The organism is Massilia sp. BSC265, assembly GCF_000740675.1.
Lineage (GTDB): Bacteria > Pseudomonadota > Gammaproteobacteria > Burkholderiales > Burkholderiaceae_D > Telluria.
This window is the reverse complement of sequence record NZ_JPXI01000022.1, coordinates 65,641-80,937: the sequence shown is the minus strand read 5'-3', so window position 1 is coordinate 80,937 and position 15,297 is coordinate 65,641. Positions and strand designations below refer to the sequence as shown.

12 protein-coding genes are annotated in these 15,297 nt (G+C 66.3%); 2 read left to right on the top strand and 10 right to left on the bottom strand.

Going from position 1 to position 15,297, the window contains the following annotated elements; all coding sequences use genetic code 11:
- The first annotated feature begins 1 nt into the window (after nt 1).
- A complete protein-coding gene (locus tag MA09_RS03785) occupies nt 2-832 on the top strand; it encodes a hypothetical protein (protein WP_036245599.1) in 831 nt (276 codons plus the stop codon).
- A 43-nt stretch (nt 833-875) separates the two neighbouring features.
- Here MA09_RS03785 and MA09_RS03780 read toward each other — a convergent pair whose 3' ends face one another.
- The 10 genes from MA09_RS03780 to MA09_RS03735 all read right to left on the bottom strand — a co-directional run bounded on the left by MA09_RS03780 (nt 876) and on the right by MA09_RS03735 (nt 14,035).
- Nucleotides 876-2,402, bottom strand: coding sequence for a hypothetical protein (locus MA09_RS03780; RefSeq protein ID WP_036245598.1), 1,527 nt, complete (start codon nt 2,400-2,402; stop codon nt 876-878).
- Between the two features lie 23 nt (nt 2,403-2,425).
- The gene (locus MA09_RS03775; protein WP_036245597.1) at nt 2,426-4,429 is read right to left on the bottom strand and encodes a DUF4175 family protein; all 2,004 of its coding nucleotides are present in this window, start codon (nt 4,427-4,429) and stop codon (nt 2,426-2,428) included.
- On the bottom strand, nt 4,413-5,384 hold the full coding sequence (locus tag MA09_RS03770; protein ID WP_036245596.1) for a BatA domain-containing protein: 972 nt from the start codon (nt 5,382-5,384) through the stop codon (nt 4,413-4,415). The genes MA09_RS03775 and MA09_RS03770 overlap by 17 nt, the downstream gene beginning before the upstream one ends.
- Entirely contained in the window at nt 5,381-6,286 is a 906-nt protein-coding gene (locus MA09_RS03765) for a DUF58 domain-containing protein (RefSeq protein ID WP_036245595.1), read from the bottom strand. Before MA09_RS03765 ends, MA09_RS03770 begins: the two co-directional genes overlap by 4 nt.
- 2 nt (nt 6,287-6,288) lie before the next feature.
- Complete coding sequence (locus MA09_RS03760) at nt 6,289-7,293, bottom strand: MoxR family ATPase (RefSeq protein WP_036245648.1); 1,005 nt, start codon at nt 7,291-7,293, stop codon at nt 6,289-6,291.
- Between the two features lie 3 nt (nt 7,294-7,296).
- The gene (locus tag MA09_RS03755) at nt 7,297-7,917 is read right to left on the bottom strand and encodes a DUF4159 domain-containing protein (RefSeq protein ID WP_036245594.1); all 621 of its coding nucleotides are present in this window, start codon (nt 7,915-7,917) and stop codon (nt 7,297-7,299) included.
- A 10-nt stretch (nt 7,918-7,927) separates the two neighbouring features.
- Nucleotides 7,928-9,265, bottom strand: a complete 1,338-nt coding sequence (locus MA09_RS03750; protein WP_036245593.1) for a TldD/PmbA family protein — start codon at nt 9,263-9,265, stop codon at nt 7,928-7,930.
- 12 nt (nt 9,266-9,277) lie between these two features.
- Entirely contained in the window at nt 9,278-10,915 is a 1,638-nt protein-coding gene (locus MA09_RS03745; protein ID WP_036245592.1) for a TldD/PmbA family protein, read from the bottom strand.
- A 135-nt stretch (nt 10,916-11,050) separates the two neighbouring features.
- On the bottom strand, nt 11,051-12,385 hold the full coding sequence (locus MA09_RS03740) for a TldD/PmbA family protein (RefSeq protein WP_036245591.1): 1,335 nt from the start codon (nt 12,383-12,385) through the stop codon (nt 11,051-11,053).
- Nucleotides 12,386-12,400: 15 nt separating this feature from the next.
- Complete coding sequence (locus MA09_RS03735) at nt 12,401-14,035, bottom strand: TldD/PmbA family protein (protein WP_036245590.1); 1,635 nt, start codon at nt 14,033-14,035, stop codon at nt 12,401-12,403.
- A 389-nt stretch (nt 14,036-14,424) separates the two neighbouring features.
- Between MA09_RS03735 and MA09_RS03730 the strand changes: the two genes are divergently transcribed.
- Nucleotides 14,425-15,225 (top strand): class I SAM-dependent methyltransferase, encoded by an 801-nt coding sequence (locus MA09_RS03730; protein WP_036245589.1) that lies wholly within the window; start codon nt 14,425-14,427, stop codon nt 15,223-15,225.
- Nucleotides 15,226-15,297 lie beyond the last annotated feature (72 nt).

Below are 15,297 nucleotides of genomic sequence, written 5' to 3'. Positions count from 1 at the left end.
CATGAACAAGCTGCGCCTTGCAGCCGGCCTGCTCCTTGCGGCATGGCTCACCGGCTGCGCATCGCCGCCGCCAGCGGATCGACCTGCCGTCAGCGGCATCGTGTGGCAAGTCGATAACGCGACGGTCGACCCGCGCGGGAGCTGGCAGCTGCTTGGAGCGAGCGAACTGCTGATCCAGTGGACGGTGGTCGATGACACGAGCTTTGTCGCCGGAAGCGGACTGCCGGCAGCACCGGTGCTGCCTGACTGGAAAAGGATTGCTTCCGAACCGTGGGCGCGCGAGGTGATCGTCGGGCTCGCAGGGCGCTTCGATGAAGCGAGGGCGCGTGCCGACGTCGCCGAGCTTGGCCGGGCGTCGGCGCGACTGGCCCGCATCCCGATGCCGCTGAACATCTCCGGGTGGTATTTCCCCGTCGAGATCGATCCGACCTGGGCCGACGGTGGCAAGCTCAAGGCAGTGCTCGATTCGCTGCCCCGTCCTTTGTGGGTCAGCGCCTACGACAGCGCCAATCTGGGACCGGAGGAACTTGCGGCGAAGCTTGCGCAATGGCTGCCTTCCGACGTTGGCGTGTTCTTCCAGGACGGCGTCGGCGTCCATGCACGCGACGCGCACACTGCGCGGCACTATGCCGACGTGCTGGCCAAACGCCTAGGCAAGCAACGTGTCCGCATCATCGTCGAGGCCTTCCGTCCCGGTCCGGGAAGCGGTTTTCGCGCAGCGACAGCAGAGGAGATAGCCGGGCAGCTGCGGCATTACACCGGCTACAAAACCTATCTCTTCGACGGCCCTCACTACGTTCCCGATTCGACCGTCCAGGAGCTGCTGCGCTAGCAGGCAGGTCAGTGGGCTTCGACAGGCAGCCGCCAGACCGGCCCTAACGGCGTTCGCGCCACCACAGCAGCAGCATCCCCAGGGCAAAGGCGAGCGCGAACGGCCAGGCCGGGAAGGCGCGTGCGGCCCCTTCCCGTGCCTTGACCGGGGTACGGGCCGCATAACGGCCGGTGGCCTCACGGCGCTGCGCCGCCTGCCATTGCGGCCAGTCGCCGGGGGCGTAGACGTAGACCGCGTGCGTGCCCGCCTTCGCATCCTTCACTTGCAGCCAGCCCGGCTGCTCCGGCCACACCGCCACGCAGGCGGCATCGGTCCGCGGCGACCAACTGCGCGTCAGTCGAAGGTCGGGGAACGATACCTCACCCTTGACGCCACGCGCGCACAGCTCCATGCGCTGGCCCGGCAGCGGCAATTCTTCCGGCTCCAGCCATTCCACGTCCCTGGGCAGTTCCACCCCCACGCGGTCCAGCACGCCCTGCCACCACGAGGCCAGCGCCTGCGGTTCGGTGATTGCGTGGCGGTGCCATTCGCCGGCGCCCAGCCAGGCGATGCGGCCTTTCTGCCAGTTGCGGGTCCACACCATGTTGTCCGAGCCGGTCCACTCGCCTGCTTCACGCGCGGCAGGGTTCAGCGGTGCGACCGGCAACTCGAACGGCGTGCCGATCCTCTTGTCCGCCGGCTGCGCCTGCAGCCGCAGTCCCAGCGTGCGCGACCAGATGCCGGGATCGTTGGCATTCGCGCCCAGCACCAGCAGCGGCACGCCGCCGGCCACGCGGCCCAGCAGCGCGGAACGCTCGGCACCGCTGGCGCGCTCGAACCAGGCGGCGTCGATCAGCAGGAGGTTCGGCGCCTTCATTTCTTCCAAAGGCAGCTCGGTGCGCGTAATGCCGCGACCGAGCACTACCTGCCAGTCGAGCAGCGCGCCACTGCCGGCCAGCAGTTCGTTCAGGGTGCGCAGGTCGAAGGACGGCGCGCCGAAGCGGCCTTGCACCTGCAGGATGTTCGGTTCGACAATGGTCAGCGGCACCGGTCCCTCGGCTACCATTTTGCCGGCAGCATCCAGCAGGCGCGCCTTGAACACGACGCGCTCGGCCAGCGGGGGCAACCAGTTGACGACCAGGTCGCCCGTGCCGCGGGCATCCGCGATCACCTGGCCGTTCTCGGCCAGCAGCTGCAGGCGCGCGTCCGTTTTATCGTCGCGCTGTACGCGCAGGGTGAAAGTGCGGCCGAGCGCAAGCTGGCGCGGGTAGTGCAGGCGCAGGGTGCCGCCTTCCGGGCGCTGCCACTGCAGCGGCAGCGCGGGCAGGTCGTTCCACTGCGCGGCGCGCAGGCCGTCACCCTTGACGGCGAAGGCGCGTACACCCTCCAGCATTGGTGCCGGTGCGTCCGGATCGAGCGTCAGCGTCTGGCCAGCATCGCCCGGCAGGCGAATGCCGGCTGCAAACAGGCCGAGCGCGGCCGCGGCGACCAGCACCAGCACGGCGTCGATGAACTTGCGGCGCCAGGCGTACAGGCCCGCGCTGGCGAGGCCGGCAAGGCCGATCAGGGCGAGCATGACGCTTGTGCTCATCAATGTGCTCATCATTATTTCGCTCATGGCTTGGCCCCTTCGCGCCACGCACGCACGAAGGGCGTCTCGACCGTGGGCCTGGCCTGCAGCAGCACTTGCCCCTGCCCTGCTCCCTGGCGCAGCCAGGCGCGCAGCACCGGGCGGCAGGCTACACAGCCGTCAGCCACGTCCTGGATCGCCTTCTGGGCCGACAGGCGCTGGTCGTCGTCCTGCAGGCGGCTGCGCACCCAGTCGCGGGCGGCGCGGGTCCACAGGGCCGGCAGCGGACCGTCGCCGGACAGGGCCTGTACGAGCTGGCCGAGGTCTTGCGGCACGCGCTTGTCGGCGCCGCCCTGCTCGCGGCGGTAACTGGCGGTACCGTCCATGTCGCCGGTCATGCGCTTTTCTTCCTTGATCGGCGGCGGCACGAAGGCGGTCTTGTGCAGGTAGATGCGTTCGGCCTGCTGCAGTTCCTTGATCACCTCGAGCGCCTTGTGCTCGGGCGCCAGGGCCACCTTCGGCGTGATGGCGCGCAGGGCCTTCTCGGCGTCCCACATCGCCGCCAGCGCGCGGCGCAGCACCTTCTTGGTGTCTTCGTCGTACAGCGTGGCGTTCTCGGCTTCGTCGTGGGCGTGGCCGTACTCGTGCAGAATGTCCTGAGTGCTGCCTTCCCCGCCGCCATGGTCGTGGCCGTCACCCTCGTGATGCTCGCCCTCGCCTTCGCCGTCCGTAAACAGCGAGGATTCCTCGCCCAGGAACTGGCCGTAACGGCGGCGCAGCGCGCCCTGGTCGCTGGCGATCTTCTGGCTGCGCTCGACCACCTCGTCCTTGCCGATCCTGGTGCTGCGCATGTCGGCGATCAGCTGTTCGGTATCGATGATGATCTGGCGCTGGCTGCGCAGGCTCTGCGGCTTGACCAGCATCGGCATCGCGGCGCTCTCTTCTTCCGCTTCCTCCAGCGGCGCCGGCAGGCGCAGCGTGTAGGTCGGCGACTGCACGGTATGCGGACGTGCCGCGTTGTCGGTGGCACGCACGAAGAAGTAGAGCTCGTCGCCCGGCTCCATGCCCAGCTCCGCCAGCGACCAGTGCTTGGACCAGTTGCGCTGCTTCGGGTCGGGGGAGGCCGGCAGCGGCATCTCGCGGTCGGTGAAGCGGATGTTCTCGCCGCTGCCGCGCGCCAGCGTCATGTGCAGGGTGGCGCGCTTGATGAGGTAGTCGTCACGCACCTTCACACCCATGGCGGCGCTGGTGGCTGTTTCGGATAGTTCTTGCACCATCTGCGTTGGCGCGGTGATCGTGATTTCCGGCGGCTGGTCGGGAATGACCTTGACCGTGTAGCGCTTGCCGCGCCAGCGCCAGAACACGGATTCGGAGGCAGTCCAGCGCGCACATTCCTTGCCCGGCTTGAGCAGCTCGCCGTTGCTGAGTTCAATGGCTTCTTCCGCAGCCGACGGGTTCTTCAGGCACCAGCTCATGAGGGTCTGCTCCGGCACCTGCATGTCCTTCGGCGCCGATTCGATCGGCGCGACGCCGGTATAGGCCGGCGGCGCGGCGCGCACCACCAGCTGGCTCATGACCGGTGCCGCGATCGCCGCCGGGAGCTTGCCGGGTGCGGCGCTGCCACCCTGCTGGGGAGCGGATGTGGCGAACCAGACGGCGGCTGCGGCTACCACGCTGCCCAACAACCAGGGCACCCCGGCCGTCACGCGGCCGCGCGCGATCCGGCGCAGCTGCTGGCCGCTCACGCTGGCATCGAGGCGGTCGAGGATGCGGCGGCGCTGCAGCTGGGCGACCGGCGTCGGCGCGTGCTCGAGCAGCGCGCTGCTGTCTTCCATCTCTGGCACGGCGCCGTCGAGCCAGGAGGTCCATTCGGCACCCACGCGGCGGCGCAGGATGGCCCAGTCCCAGGCGCACCACATGGTCCAGGCGATCAGGCCGGGAGCCGAGCGGATGGCCAGCCAGGGCAAGGCCCCGGCAACCCACAAGGGCAGCCGGCGCAACTGGGCGGCGCGCCAGACGCGTTGGATGATCTCAGCGCCGTCTTGCATGCGTGAGTATCCTTTCAAGTACGAACAGTGCCACCAACGCGGCCATCAGCATGTCGCGCAGCGCGCCGCTCGGCTCCGGCGCACGGGCGGCGCCCGATGCCTCGAAGATGCGCGAAGGTGCGGTATGGCTCGGGGGGCCGGCATGCAGGCGCTGCCAGTTGTCCAGCAAGGTACGCGCGGCATCCGCCGTCGTCGGCGGCCAGGCTTCCGAATGCCACAAACGGCCGCGCGCGCTGTCCGCGTAGCGCAGGCCGCCCACCTGCGACGCCTTGCCCAGTTCCGGGAAGGCGGCGATATCGGCGACGAGCCACAGCGGCGCGCGCAGCGATGCCGGCGGCGCCTCCTTGCGGTCCCAGACGACCAGGGTGGTGTTCGCCCCCGGCGCCTCGTCGATGGCAATGCCCTCCAGCGTGAACACGCGGCGCCATTGTTCCGGGCGCTCGCTGGCAATGTAGACGCGGCGCTCGGCCTTTCCCGGCTGGCGCGCCAGGGTGCGCAATTCGATCCGGCGGCCGAACTCCGGCACCAGCGCCGGCATCGGCACGTCGCCCAGCACCAGCAGGCGGGCCTCCGGACGCCACTCGCGCTGGTGGGCGCGCAGCCAGCCGATCGTCTGCGCGGCCGGCATGGTGAGCCGGTCGGCCTTCGCCAGCCCGGCCTGCGCTGCCTGCGCATCTGCCCATGTCGGGTCGGTACCGGTGGCGACGATCACCGTATCGCCACGCCAGGGCATGACCGGGTCGGCCAGCCAGGCGATGGCTGTGGCCAGCATCAGGCAACGCACCAGCAGCAGGATGAGATCGTTCCAGCGCCATTCACGCGTCTGGCGCGGCTCGGCGCGCGGCAGGAAGCGGCTCGTGGCCAGCAGCTCGGCCTTGTGCTGTTCGCGTTTGCGGCGGTGCCACCAGATTGGCAGCAGCAGAATCGGTAATGCGAACCACCATAACTGGTTCATGAGCGGCTCCCGGGGCGGCGTAGGGATGTTGGACACAACATCCGGCGCAGGACTTCGCCCGGCGGCTGCTCGATACGCGCGGACACGATCGGGATATCGCTCTTGCGGCAGGCCGCGGTGACGGCGGCGAAGTGTGCTTCGCGGTTCTGGCGGTAGCCTTCCTGCAGGTCCTTGCCGAAGCGGTACACACCCTCCCCCTGCTCCGGGTCGCGGTAAGCCACATTTGCGGAAAAACTGGCATCGACTTCCGCCTGCGTCTGCAGGCACAGCACGCGCACGTCGTGGCGCATGCCGCGCAGGCGGATCAAGGCCTGGGACAGCGGCGACGGCCAGTCGAGCAGGTCGCTGGCCGCAAAGATGACGCTGGGGGATTGGGCAAAGTGCAGGCTGGCGCGCAGGGTGTCGGCATCCGGCAGGTCACCCTCCGCCTGCACGCGGCTGAGCTGCAGCAGCACCCGCTGCAGCTGGCGCGGCCCGCGCATCGCCGGTGTGAATGCTACCCTCCCGCCGTTCAGGACCACCAGCCCGAAGGCGTCGCCCTGGCGCTGGGCAATGGCCGCCACGCAGCCGAGCAGCGTGCGCGCATAGGCGAGCTTGTCGACGCCGGCTACCAGCCGGCTGGGCTCGAGCATCGAGGCGCTGGCGTCCAGCACCAGCCATACGGCCACGTGGCTGTCGCGCTCCGCCTCGCGCACAAAATAGCGGTCGGCGCGCGCCAGCAGCTTCCAGTCGACGCGGCGCCACTCGTCCCCGGGCGCATAGGCCCGGTATTCCGAGAATTCGACGCCCGCCCCGCGCTCGCGCCCGGCGTGGATGCCATGGCCGAGCCCCGCCAGCACATGGCGGATCACGAGGTCGAGCTTCTGCGTGTGCGCGATCAGCGCGGTCTTCGCCAGCGACAAGATTAATCGACCCGGATCTCGTTACGCAGGGATTGCAGGATGTCGGCGATGGCGATGCCGTCGGCCTCCGCCTCGAAGTTGCGCAGCACGCGGTGCGCCAGCACCGGCAGCAGCATGGCCTGGATGTCGTCGCGCGTAACGGCCAGGCGGCCCTGCATCAGGGCGCGGGCTTTCGAGGCCAGCACCAGTGCCTGGCCGGCGCGCGGACCGGCGCCCCAGCCGATGTGCTGCTTCACCGCCGCCACCGTCGTCAAATCCGGGCGGGTGGCGCGCACCAGGCGGGTGGCGTAGCGCAGCAGGTGTTCGCCGATCTCGATATCGCGTACCAGCTGCTGCAGGCGCAGCAGCGTCTCGACCGTCATCGCCGGTTCGGCGTCGTCCAGGCCCGCGTGGGTGGTGCGCGAGACCATCAGCACCTCTTCGTCCTCGGTCGGATAGACCACGTCGATGCGCAGCAGGAAGCGGTCGAGCTGGGCTTCCGGCAGCGGATAGGTGCCGGCCTGTTCGATCGGGTTTTGCGTCGCCAGCACGAAGAACGGGCGCGGCAGCTTGTGGGTGGTGCCGGCAAAGGTGACGGCCCGCTCCTGCATGGCTTCGAGCAATGCCGACTGGGTCTTGGGTGGCGCGCGGTTGATCTCGTCCGCCAGCAGCACCTGGGTGAACACGGGGCCCTGCTGGAAGCGGAACACGCGCTGGCGCGTGGCGGCGTCTTCTTCCAGGATCTCGGTGCCGACGATATCCGAGGGCATCAGGTCCGGCGTGAACTGCACGCGGCGGAATTCCATGTCGGTGGCCTGGGCCAGCGACTTCACCAAGAGGGTCTTGCCGAGGCCCGGCACGCCCTCGACCAGCGCATGGCCGCCCGCCAGCAGGCAGGTCACGAGCAGGTCGACCACCTCTTCCTGCCCGATGATCACGCGCGCCATGCTGCTCTTTAGCGCGCCGATTTTCTCCACCAGTCCGGCGATTTCCTGTTCACTCCACGCTACCGCATCACGTTCAGCCACCACTTACGCTCCCAACGCATATTGAATGATATTGACCGCGAAGCGGGTGTTGTCGACCGCGAGGAACCGCTTGTTGCGGAAGTCGTAGTCCCACTCGCATCCGTAGTCCTTGTTCGAGTACAGCAGGCGGATGCGCCCGCCGAACTCGATCGCCTTCAGGTACTCGTGCACCAGGTCGTCGCCCCAGCCATTGAGTTCCCCGCCGGTGGTCGGCGGCCCGTCGAACTTGAAGAAGCAGGAATACAGCGGGTGCGTATTCGGGATCTTCTTCAGTGCGGAGGCGCCGAAGATCTTGACCATTTCGGCCTCGAAGGACTTGGCGAACAAGCCGTCGATGTCGTGGTTGCAGTCGTCCACGAAGACGAAGCCGCCGCCACGCACGTATTTCTCGAGGTTGCGCCGTTCCGCCGGGGTGAACTGCACCAGCTTGTGCCCCGCGAAGTAGCAGAAAGGCGCCTGCAGCATTTTCGGATCCGACAGGGCGACGATGCGCTCGGTCGGATCCACCCGCAACGTGGTGTACTCGACGAGCGAGTTCAGCACGTTGCTGGGCATACGGATATCCACGTCCCAGTCGCCCGATTCGTAGCTCAGGCGGGTGAAGTAGAAATCGTAGGATGCCATTGCTTGAAACTCAGACCGCGTCGGACAGCGAGGTAAAGTTGAAGTCGCGGACCTTCATCGGCGGCAGCACCATCTGGAACGGCACCTCGTCGCCACCGATGATCTCGGGCTTGCCCAGCTCGTCGATGTTGTTGAGGATGGTGACCGGGCTCTCGTTGAAGCGGAAGTTCTTCACCGGGTGCTTGATCTTGCCGTTCTCGACGTAGAAGGTGCCGTCGCGGGTCAGGCCGGTAATCAGGAGCGACTGCGGGTCCACCATGCGGATGTACCAGGTGCGGGTGACCACGATGCCCTTCTTGGTGTCGGCCACCAGCTCGTCCAGCGACTTGGTGCCGCCGGCCATGATCATGTTGCCATGGCCTGCGGTGGCCTGGTTGCCGGTCTTCTGCGCCCAGAACGGCGAGTAGCCCAGCGACGCGACGCGGCCGTTCTTGATCAGGTCGGTGCGCTTGCGGGCCAGCATGGTCTGGTTGTCCCATGGAGCGACCGGCACGTCCGGATTCCACGGGTCGGCCCAGATGTTCACCTGCTCGTCGAACAGCTTCTCGCCCAGGCGATTGCCGCCGCCCTTCTTGGCCAGGAAGCTGCGGCCTTCGTCCGCGGCGCGCGCACCAAAAGAGCTGAACATGTTGCCGAGGATTTCCGAGGTTGCCGCCGGTTCCAGGATCACGGTGTAGCGGCCAGGCTCCAGCGCTTTCGCATCGACCGAGCGCAGCGCCTTGTCGATCGCGATCTCGGCCGCTTCACGCGCGTTGAAGCGGCGCGCATCGACCGCCGAGCGGGTCACCCAGCCCGAACCGCGGCCGTCTTCGGTGCGTGCGGTGCAAGTGAAGGAGAGATCGGTGAATTCCTGGAAGCCGAACACGCCCTTCGAGTTGGCGATGCAGGCGAAACGGGTGCTGTCGGTGAAGAAGCCGGCGGTGACCAGTTTCTTGGCGCGCGCCTGGCCGATCGAGGCGGCGGCCACTTCGGCGCGGTAGGCCGGATCGATGGCGGCCGTGCTCGGCACGAAGGTCTTGGTGGCCAGGTATTCCTGCTTGCCGACGGCCGGCACGAACTCCGGGTTTTCCGGCGCCAGGCGCGCCAGTTCCTCGGCGCGGCGCACGGCCTTTTCCAGCGACCTGTCGTCGAACTCGTTGACGACGGCGGTGCCGACGCGCTTGCCGAAGGCGACGCGCACGGCCAGCTGGGTGTCTTCGGTCAGGCCAGCCGTCGACACGCTGTTGCGCGCGAAGCGGATGTTACCGGTACGGTTGCCTTCGATCGAGACGCTGCACTCGTCGGCTTTCGAAAAACCGATCACGCGGTCGGCGATGCGTTTTGCTTCTTCCTGGTTCAGTTGTTTCATATTGTCCCCTCCTCAACCGATCTTGCGTGCGGTGTTGATGACGTTGATGCCATTGAAGCGGCTGGTAGAAGAGCCGTGCGAGACGGCGCTCACCTGGCTCGGCTGCCCCTTGCCGTCGAAGAACGAGCCGCCCATGCGCCAGTCGCGCTCGTCGCAGATGGCCGAGCAGGCGTTCCAGAATTCCTGGGTATTGGTCTGGTAGGCCACGTCTTCCAGTTGGCCGGTGATCTTGCCGTTCTTGATCTCGTAGAACAGCGTGCCGCCGAACTGGGAGTTGTAGCGCTGCTGGTCGATCGAGTAGGAGCCGCGGCCGAGGATGTAGATGCCCTTCTTGACGTCCGCGACCATCTGGTCCGGGGTCAGGCGCGCCTTGCCCGGCTCCAGCGAGATGTTCGGCATGCGCTGGAACTGGATGGTGCTCCAGCTGTCGGCGTAGGAGCAGCCGTGCGATTCCTTCTCGCCGATGATGTGGGCCTGGTCGCGCGTGGCCTGGTAGTTGACCAGGATACCGTTGCGGATGATGTCCCACTTCTTGGCGGGCACGCCTTCGTCGTCGTAGCCGATCAGGCCGAGCGAACCAGGAGTGGTGCGGTCGGCCACGAAATTCACGCGCTCGGAACCGTACTTGAATTTCTTCGATTCCCACTTGTCCAGGCCCACGAAACTGGTGCCGGCATAGTTGGCTTCGTAGCCGAGCACGCGGTCCAGTTCCGTCGGGTGTCCGACGTTCTCGTGGATGGTGAGGAACAGGTGCTCGGGCGACAGCACCAGATCGTACTTGCCCGGCTCGACCGACTTGGCGCTCAGCTTTTCGCGCGCCTGCTTGCCCGCCAGCTTGGCATCTTCGATGATGTCGTAGGAATTGGTGTACAGCGTGGTCACGCCGCCGGCGGCCTGCACCTTGTCGCTGGCCTTGGCGTCGAAGTATTCGTAACCCATGCTCACCGGCGAGCTCAGGCCCGCGCGCGAACGGAACTTGCCGCTGGCCTTGTCGACGGCGGTGGCATTGATCGGCGCCCACAGGCGGTGCACGTCCTGGTCGATGTAGGAGCCGTCGGTGGAGGCGAAGTATTTCTGCTGGTTGATCTGGAACAGCGACGCGGTCATGAAGCTCGCGCCGGCAGCCAGGCCCGCCTTGTTGGCGGCGATCAGCATATCGGCCTTGTCCTTGACCGGGATGGCGCGCCAGTCTTTCTTGACCGGGGTGGCCCAGGCCACTTCGCCGACGCCCTTCACGGGGGCCAGGCGCACCGGCTCGGTCTGCAGCTTGGCGTTGGCCTTGGCGATGGCGACCGCCTGGCGCGCGGCGTTGGCGATGCCGTCCGGGGTCAGGTTGTTGGTCGAGGCGAAGCCGTAGGCGCCGTTGGCGATCACGCGCACGCCGACGCCGGTCGACTCGGTGTTGCTGATGTTCTCGACGTTCAGGTCGCGCGTGATGATGAACTGGTTCAGGTAGCGGCCGATGCGCACGTCGCAATAGGACGCGCCGGCCTTGGTGGCCGCGTTCAGCGCGGTGTCGGCCAGAAGCTTCTTGGCGCTGGCCGGCATGGCGTTCATGAGCTCATCGGCGGCGATGGCATTGCCGAAGACGGGGATGAGCATGGCGCCCGCGGTGCCGGCGCCGATCTGGAGGAATTTACGACGTTCCATTTGATATCCGTATGGGTTTCGTAGGGTGGGCGGGTTCCCCGTCCACGCGGTGATAGTTGGCAGCGAGACCATCCCGCTCGAAAGCGGAGCCCTTGCCTATCACCGCGTGGGCGGCAGAGCCGCCCACGCTACGTTTTAAACAGCGTCCGACAGCGACGTGAAGTTGAAATCGCGGATCTTCATCGCCGGGATCAGCATCGAGTAGTTCGCCTCGTCGCCGCCGATCACCAGCGGCTTGCCGATTTCCTCGATATTGTTCAGCATGGTCACCGGGCTCTCGTTGAAGCGGAAGTTCTTGATCGGGTGCTTGACCTTGCCGTTCTCGATGTAGAAGGTGCCGTCGCGGGTCAGTCCGGTCACCAGCACCGACTGCGGGTCCACCATGCGGATGTACCAGGTGCGGGTCACCAGCACGCCCTTCTTGGTGTTGGCGATCAGCTCGGCCGTGCTCTTGTCGGTGCCGGCCATGATGATGTTGCCGGCGCTGCCGATGGCGCGCTGGCCCTTCTGCCTGGCCCAGTACTGCGAGTAGTTCAGCGCGTTGATGCGGCCGTCCTTCACCAGGTGGATCCGTTCGCGCGGCAGCATGTCGTTGTCCCACGGCAGCACCGGCACGTCCTTGTCCCACGGGTCGGTCCAGATGTTGACCTGCTGGTCGAACAGCTTGTCGCCCAGGCGGTTCTGGCCGCCCTTCTTCGACAGGAAGCTGCGGCCTTCGTCGGCCATGCGGGCATTGAAGCCGCCGATCATGAAGGTCAAGAGGTCGCTGGTGGCGGAAGGCTCCATCACCACGGTGTAGCGGCCCGGCTCGAGCGCCTTGGCGTCCACCGAGCGCAGCGCTTTCTCGATGGCGACGTCGGCCGCTTCGCGCGGATCGAAACGGGCCACGTCGCGCGCCGAGCGCTTGACCCAGCCCGAACCGCGGCCGTCTTCGGTACGCACGGTGCAGGTGAAGTCGAGCGAGGTGGCGACCTGGTGGCCGAACACGCCGTTCGAGTTGGCGACCGTTTCGAAAGTCTCGCGGTCGGTAAAGAAGCCGGCCGAGACCAGGCCCTTCTTGCGGCAGGCTTCCATCGCATAGGCGGCGGCCTGGGCGCGGAATTCCGGGTCGATGGCGGCGGTGCGCTGTACGTAGGTTTCGGACGACTTATAGCCGGTCTTGGCGATCGCCGGCATGAATTCCGGGTTCTCCGGCGCCAGGCGCGCCAGGTCTTCGGCGCGGCGCACGGCCTTTTCCAGCGACTTGTCGTCGAATTCGTTGATGGTGGCGGTGCCCTGGCGCTTGCCGAAGGCGACCTGCACGCTGAGGCGGGTGTCGTCGGACAGGCCGGCGGTGGACACGGCGTTACGGGCGAAACGGATGTTGCCGATGCGGGCGCCTTCGATGTTGACGATGCACTCGTCGGCCTTCGAGAGCGACAGCACGCGGTCGGTGATGCGCTTGGTCTGGTCCTGGGTAAGGATGCTCATGAGGGTCCTCTTGCCTTAGCCGATCTTGCGGGCGGTGTTGATCACGTTGATGCCGTTGAAGCGCGTGGTCGACGACCCGTGCGACACGATACTGATCTGCGGCGGCTGTCCTTTGCCGTCGAAGAAGGAACCGCCCATGCGCCAGTCGCGCTCGTCGCAGATGGCCGAGCAGGCGTTCCAGAATTCCTGGGTGTTGGCCTGGTAGGCCACGTCTTCCAGCATCGGACCGATCTTGCCGTCCTTGATCTCGTAGAACAGCTGGCCGCCGAACTGGAAGTTGTAGCGCTGCTGGTCGATCGAGAAGGAACCGTCGCCGACGATGTAGATGCCCTTCTTGATGTCCTTGACCATCTCGTCCGGGGTCAGGCGCTTCTTGCCGGCCGCCAGCGAGACGTTCGGCATGCGCTGGAACTGCACCGAGCTCCAGCTGTCGGCGTAGGAGCAGCCGTGCGATTCCTTCTCGCCGATGATGTGGGCCTGGTCGCGGGTGGCCTGGTAGTTGACCAGGATGCCGTCCTTGATAATGTCCCAGCGCTTGGTCTTGACGCCTTCGTCGTCGTAGCCGACCGCGCCCAGCGAACCCGGGGTGGTCTTGTCGGCGTACAGGTTGACCATCGGGTTGCCGTACTTGAAGCCTTTGGTCTGCCACTTGTCGAGGGTGGCGAAGCTGGTGCCGGCGTAGTTGGCTTCGTAGCCGAGCACGCGGTCCAGTTCGGTCGGATGTCCGACGTTCTCGTGGATCGTCAGCCACAGGTGTTCCGGCGACAGCATCAGGTCGTACTTGCCCGGGGTGACCGACTTGGCGGTCAGCTTGGTCCTGGCATCGCGGCCGGCTGCGCGCGCGTCCTCGATGATGTCATAGGAGCCGGTATACAGGGTGGCGACGCCGCCGGCGGCTTTCAGCTTGTCTTCCTTGCGCGCGTCGAGGTATTCGTAGCCCATGCCGACCGGCGCGCCCAGGCCCGAGCGCGAGCGGAACTTGCCGGTGGTCTTGTCCACGGCGGTGGCCTGGAACGGGGCCCACAGGCGGTGCACGTCCTGCTCGATGTAGGAGCCGTCGGTGGAGGCGAAGTACTTCTGCTGGTTCACCTGGAACAGCATCGAATTCATGAAGGTCGCGCCACCTTCCATGCCGGCCTTGTTGGCGGCGATCAAGAGGTCTGCCTTCTCCTTGATCGGCACGGTGCGCCAGTCCTTCTTGATCGGGGTGGACCAGGAGACGTCACCGACGCCCTTCACTGGTGCAAGGCGCACCGGTTCGGACTGCAGCTTGGCGTTGGCCTTGGCGATGGCGACCGCCTGGCGCGCCGCGTTGGCGATGCCGTCGTTCGACATGTCCGAGGTGGCGGCAAAGCCGTAGGCGCCGTTCGCGATCACGCGCACGCCGACGCCGGCCGACTCGGTGTTCGCCACGTTTTCGACGTTCAGGTCGCGCGTGGTGATGAACTGGTTCAGGTAGCGGCCGATGCGCACGTCGGCGTAGCTGGCGCCCGCCTTGGTGGCGGCGTTCAGCGCGACGTCGGCCAGCGCCTTCTTGGCGGCCGTGGGCATGGAGCTGAGCAGTTCTTCCGCTGCGATCGCGCGGGTGAAGGGGACGAGCGTGGAGGCGAGCGCCAGGCTGCTGAAATTGAGAAAGGTACGGCGTTCCATAAAGTCTCCTGAAATCAACCTACTTCTGGGCAGCGGTCCCGCCTTGTGGTGCGGCCCGCTCTTGTATTTACTGCGGAGGGATAGGTTTCAACCGGGGCTGGCGGCCCCGGCAAACTTGTCAACCTTAGCAGCAACTCGAGGTTTTGAATAGGCAATTGTTGTGCCAGATCAAAGCGTCGTTGAAACCCATGATTTGTCAGCCGTCCACTGTCCGGGGAAAGTGTCCGCTCAGGTGTCCGGGTGTCCGCTGCGGACACTCATCCGGACAGCGCCAGAGCGACAATATGCATACACAAGGAACGCTTGACTGTCCGCCAAGTGTGGCCGATCATCTGCGCGGCGGCGGCGTTCTGCCCGGCCGCACACAATCACTTGGAGACTTCGAACCGATGAAACGACTGATCCTGGCCGCGATGCTGGCTACCGGCATGGCGGGCGCCTCCAGCGTCGCACTGGCAGACGACGCCCTGAAAGCCGCCATCGCGGGCGAACACCGCAGCGCCGCCAACAAGGCGCGCGACGCGTGGCGCCATCCGTACGAGACACTGACCTTCTTCGGCATCAAGCCCAACATGACGGTGGTGGAACTGGTGCCGTCGGGCGGCTGGTACACCGAGATCCTGGCGCCCTACCTGCGCGACAAGGGCAAGCTGATCGGCGCAGGCCAGGCGATCGCGCCTGACAAGCGCTATGGCATGGCTTTCAAGAACAAGCTCGATTCGAACCCGGCGATCTACGACAAGGTCGCGACAGCCGTATTCGAACCGCCTGCCACCATCCAGATCGCGGCGCCGAACAGCGTCGACATGGTCCTGACCTTCCGCAACCTGCACAACTGGGTCGGCAGCGGTGAAGACGCGCTGAAGAACACCTTCAAGGAAATCCACAAGGTGCTGAAACCGGGCGGCGTGCTGGGCATCGTCGACCACCGCCTGCCGGCTTCGATGAAGCAGGACGAAAAAGCCTCGAGCGGCTACGTGCACGAAGCCTGGGTCATCAAGACGGTGGAAAGCGCCGGCTTCAAGCTGGCCGCCAAGTCCGAGATCAACGCCAACCCGAAGGACACCGCCAACCATGAAAAAGGCGTGTGGACCCTGCCCCCGGTGCTGGCCAACAAGGACAAGGATCGCGAGAAGGCCATGGCGATCGGCGAGAGCGACCGCATGACGCTCAAGTTCGTCAAGCAGTAATCCGACCGAGCGGGATGCGGCCTGCCTCTCGTGACGATTGGTGTATATCCTTCGGCGGCGAGCGTGTATATT

Coding starts and splice junctions, on each gene's coding strand:
- MA09_RS03785 (WP_036245599.1), top strand. CDS start 2: ATGAACAAGCTGCGCCTTGCAGCCGGCCTGCTCCTTGCGGCATGGCTC.
- MA09_RS03780 (WP_036245598.1), bottom strand. CDS start 2,402: ATGAGCACAAGCGTCATGCTCGCCCTGATCGGCCTTGCCGGCCTCGCC.
- MA09_RS03775 (WP_036245597.1), bottom strand. CDS start 4,429: ATGCAAGACGGCGCTGAGATCATCCAACGCGTCTGGCGCGCCGCCCAG.
- MA09_RS03770 (WP_036245596.1), bottom strand. CDS start 5,384: ATGAACCAGTTATGGTGGTTCGCATTACCGATTCTGCTGCTGCCAATC.
- MA09_RS03755 (WP_036245594.1), bottom strand. CDS start 7,917: ATGGCATCCTACGATTTCTACTTCACCCGCCTGAGCTACGAATCGGGC.
- MA09_RS03750 (WP_036245593.1), bottom strand. CDS start 9,265: ATGAAACAACTGAACCAGGAAGAAGCAAAACGCATCGCCGACCGCGTG.
- MA09_RS03745 (WP_036245592.1), bottom strand. CDS start 10,915: ATGGAACGTCGTAAATTCCTCCAGATCGGCGCCGGCACCGCGGGCGCC.
- MA09_RS03740 (WP_036245591.1), bottom strand. CDS start 12,385: ATGAGCATCCTTACCCAGGACCAGACCAAGCGCATCACCGACCGCGTG.
- MA09_RS03735 (WP_036245590.1), bottom strand. CDS start 14,035: ATGGAACGCCGTACCTTTCTCAATTTCAGCAGCCTGGCGCTCGCCTCC.
- MA09_RS03730 (WP_036245589.1), top strand. CDS start 14,425: ATGAAACGACTGATCCTGGCCGCGATGCTGGCTACCGGCATGGCGGGC.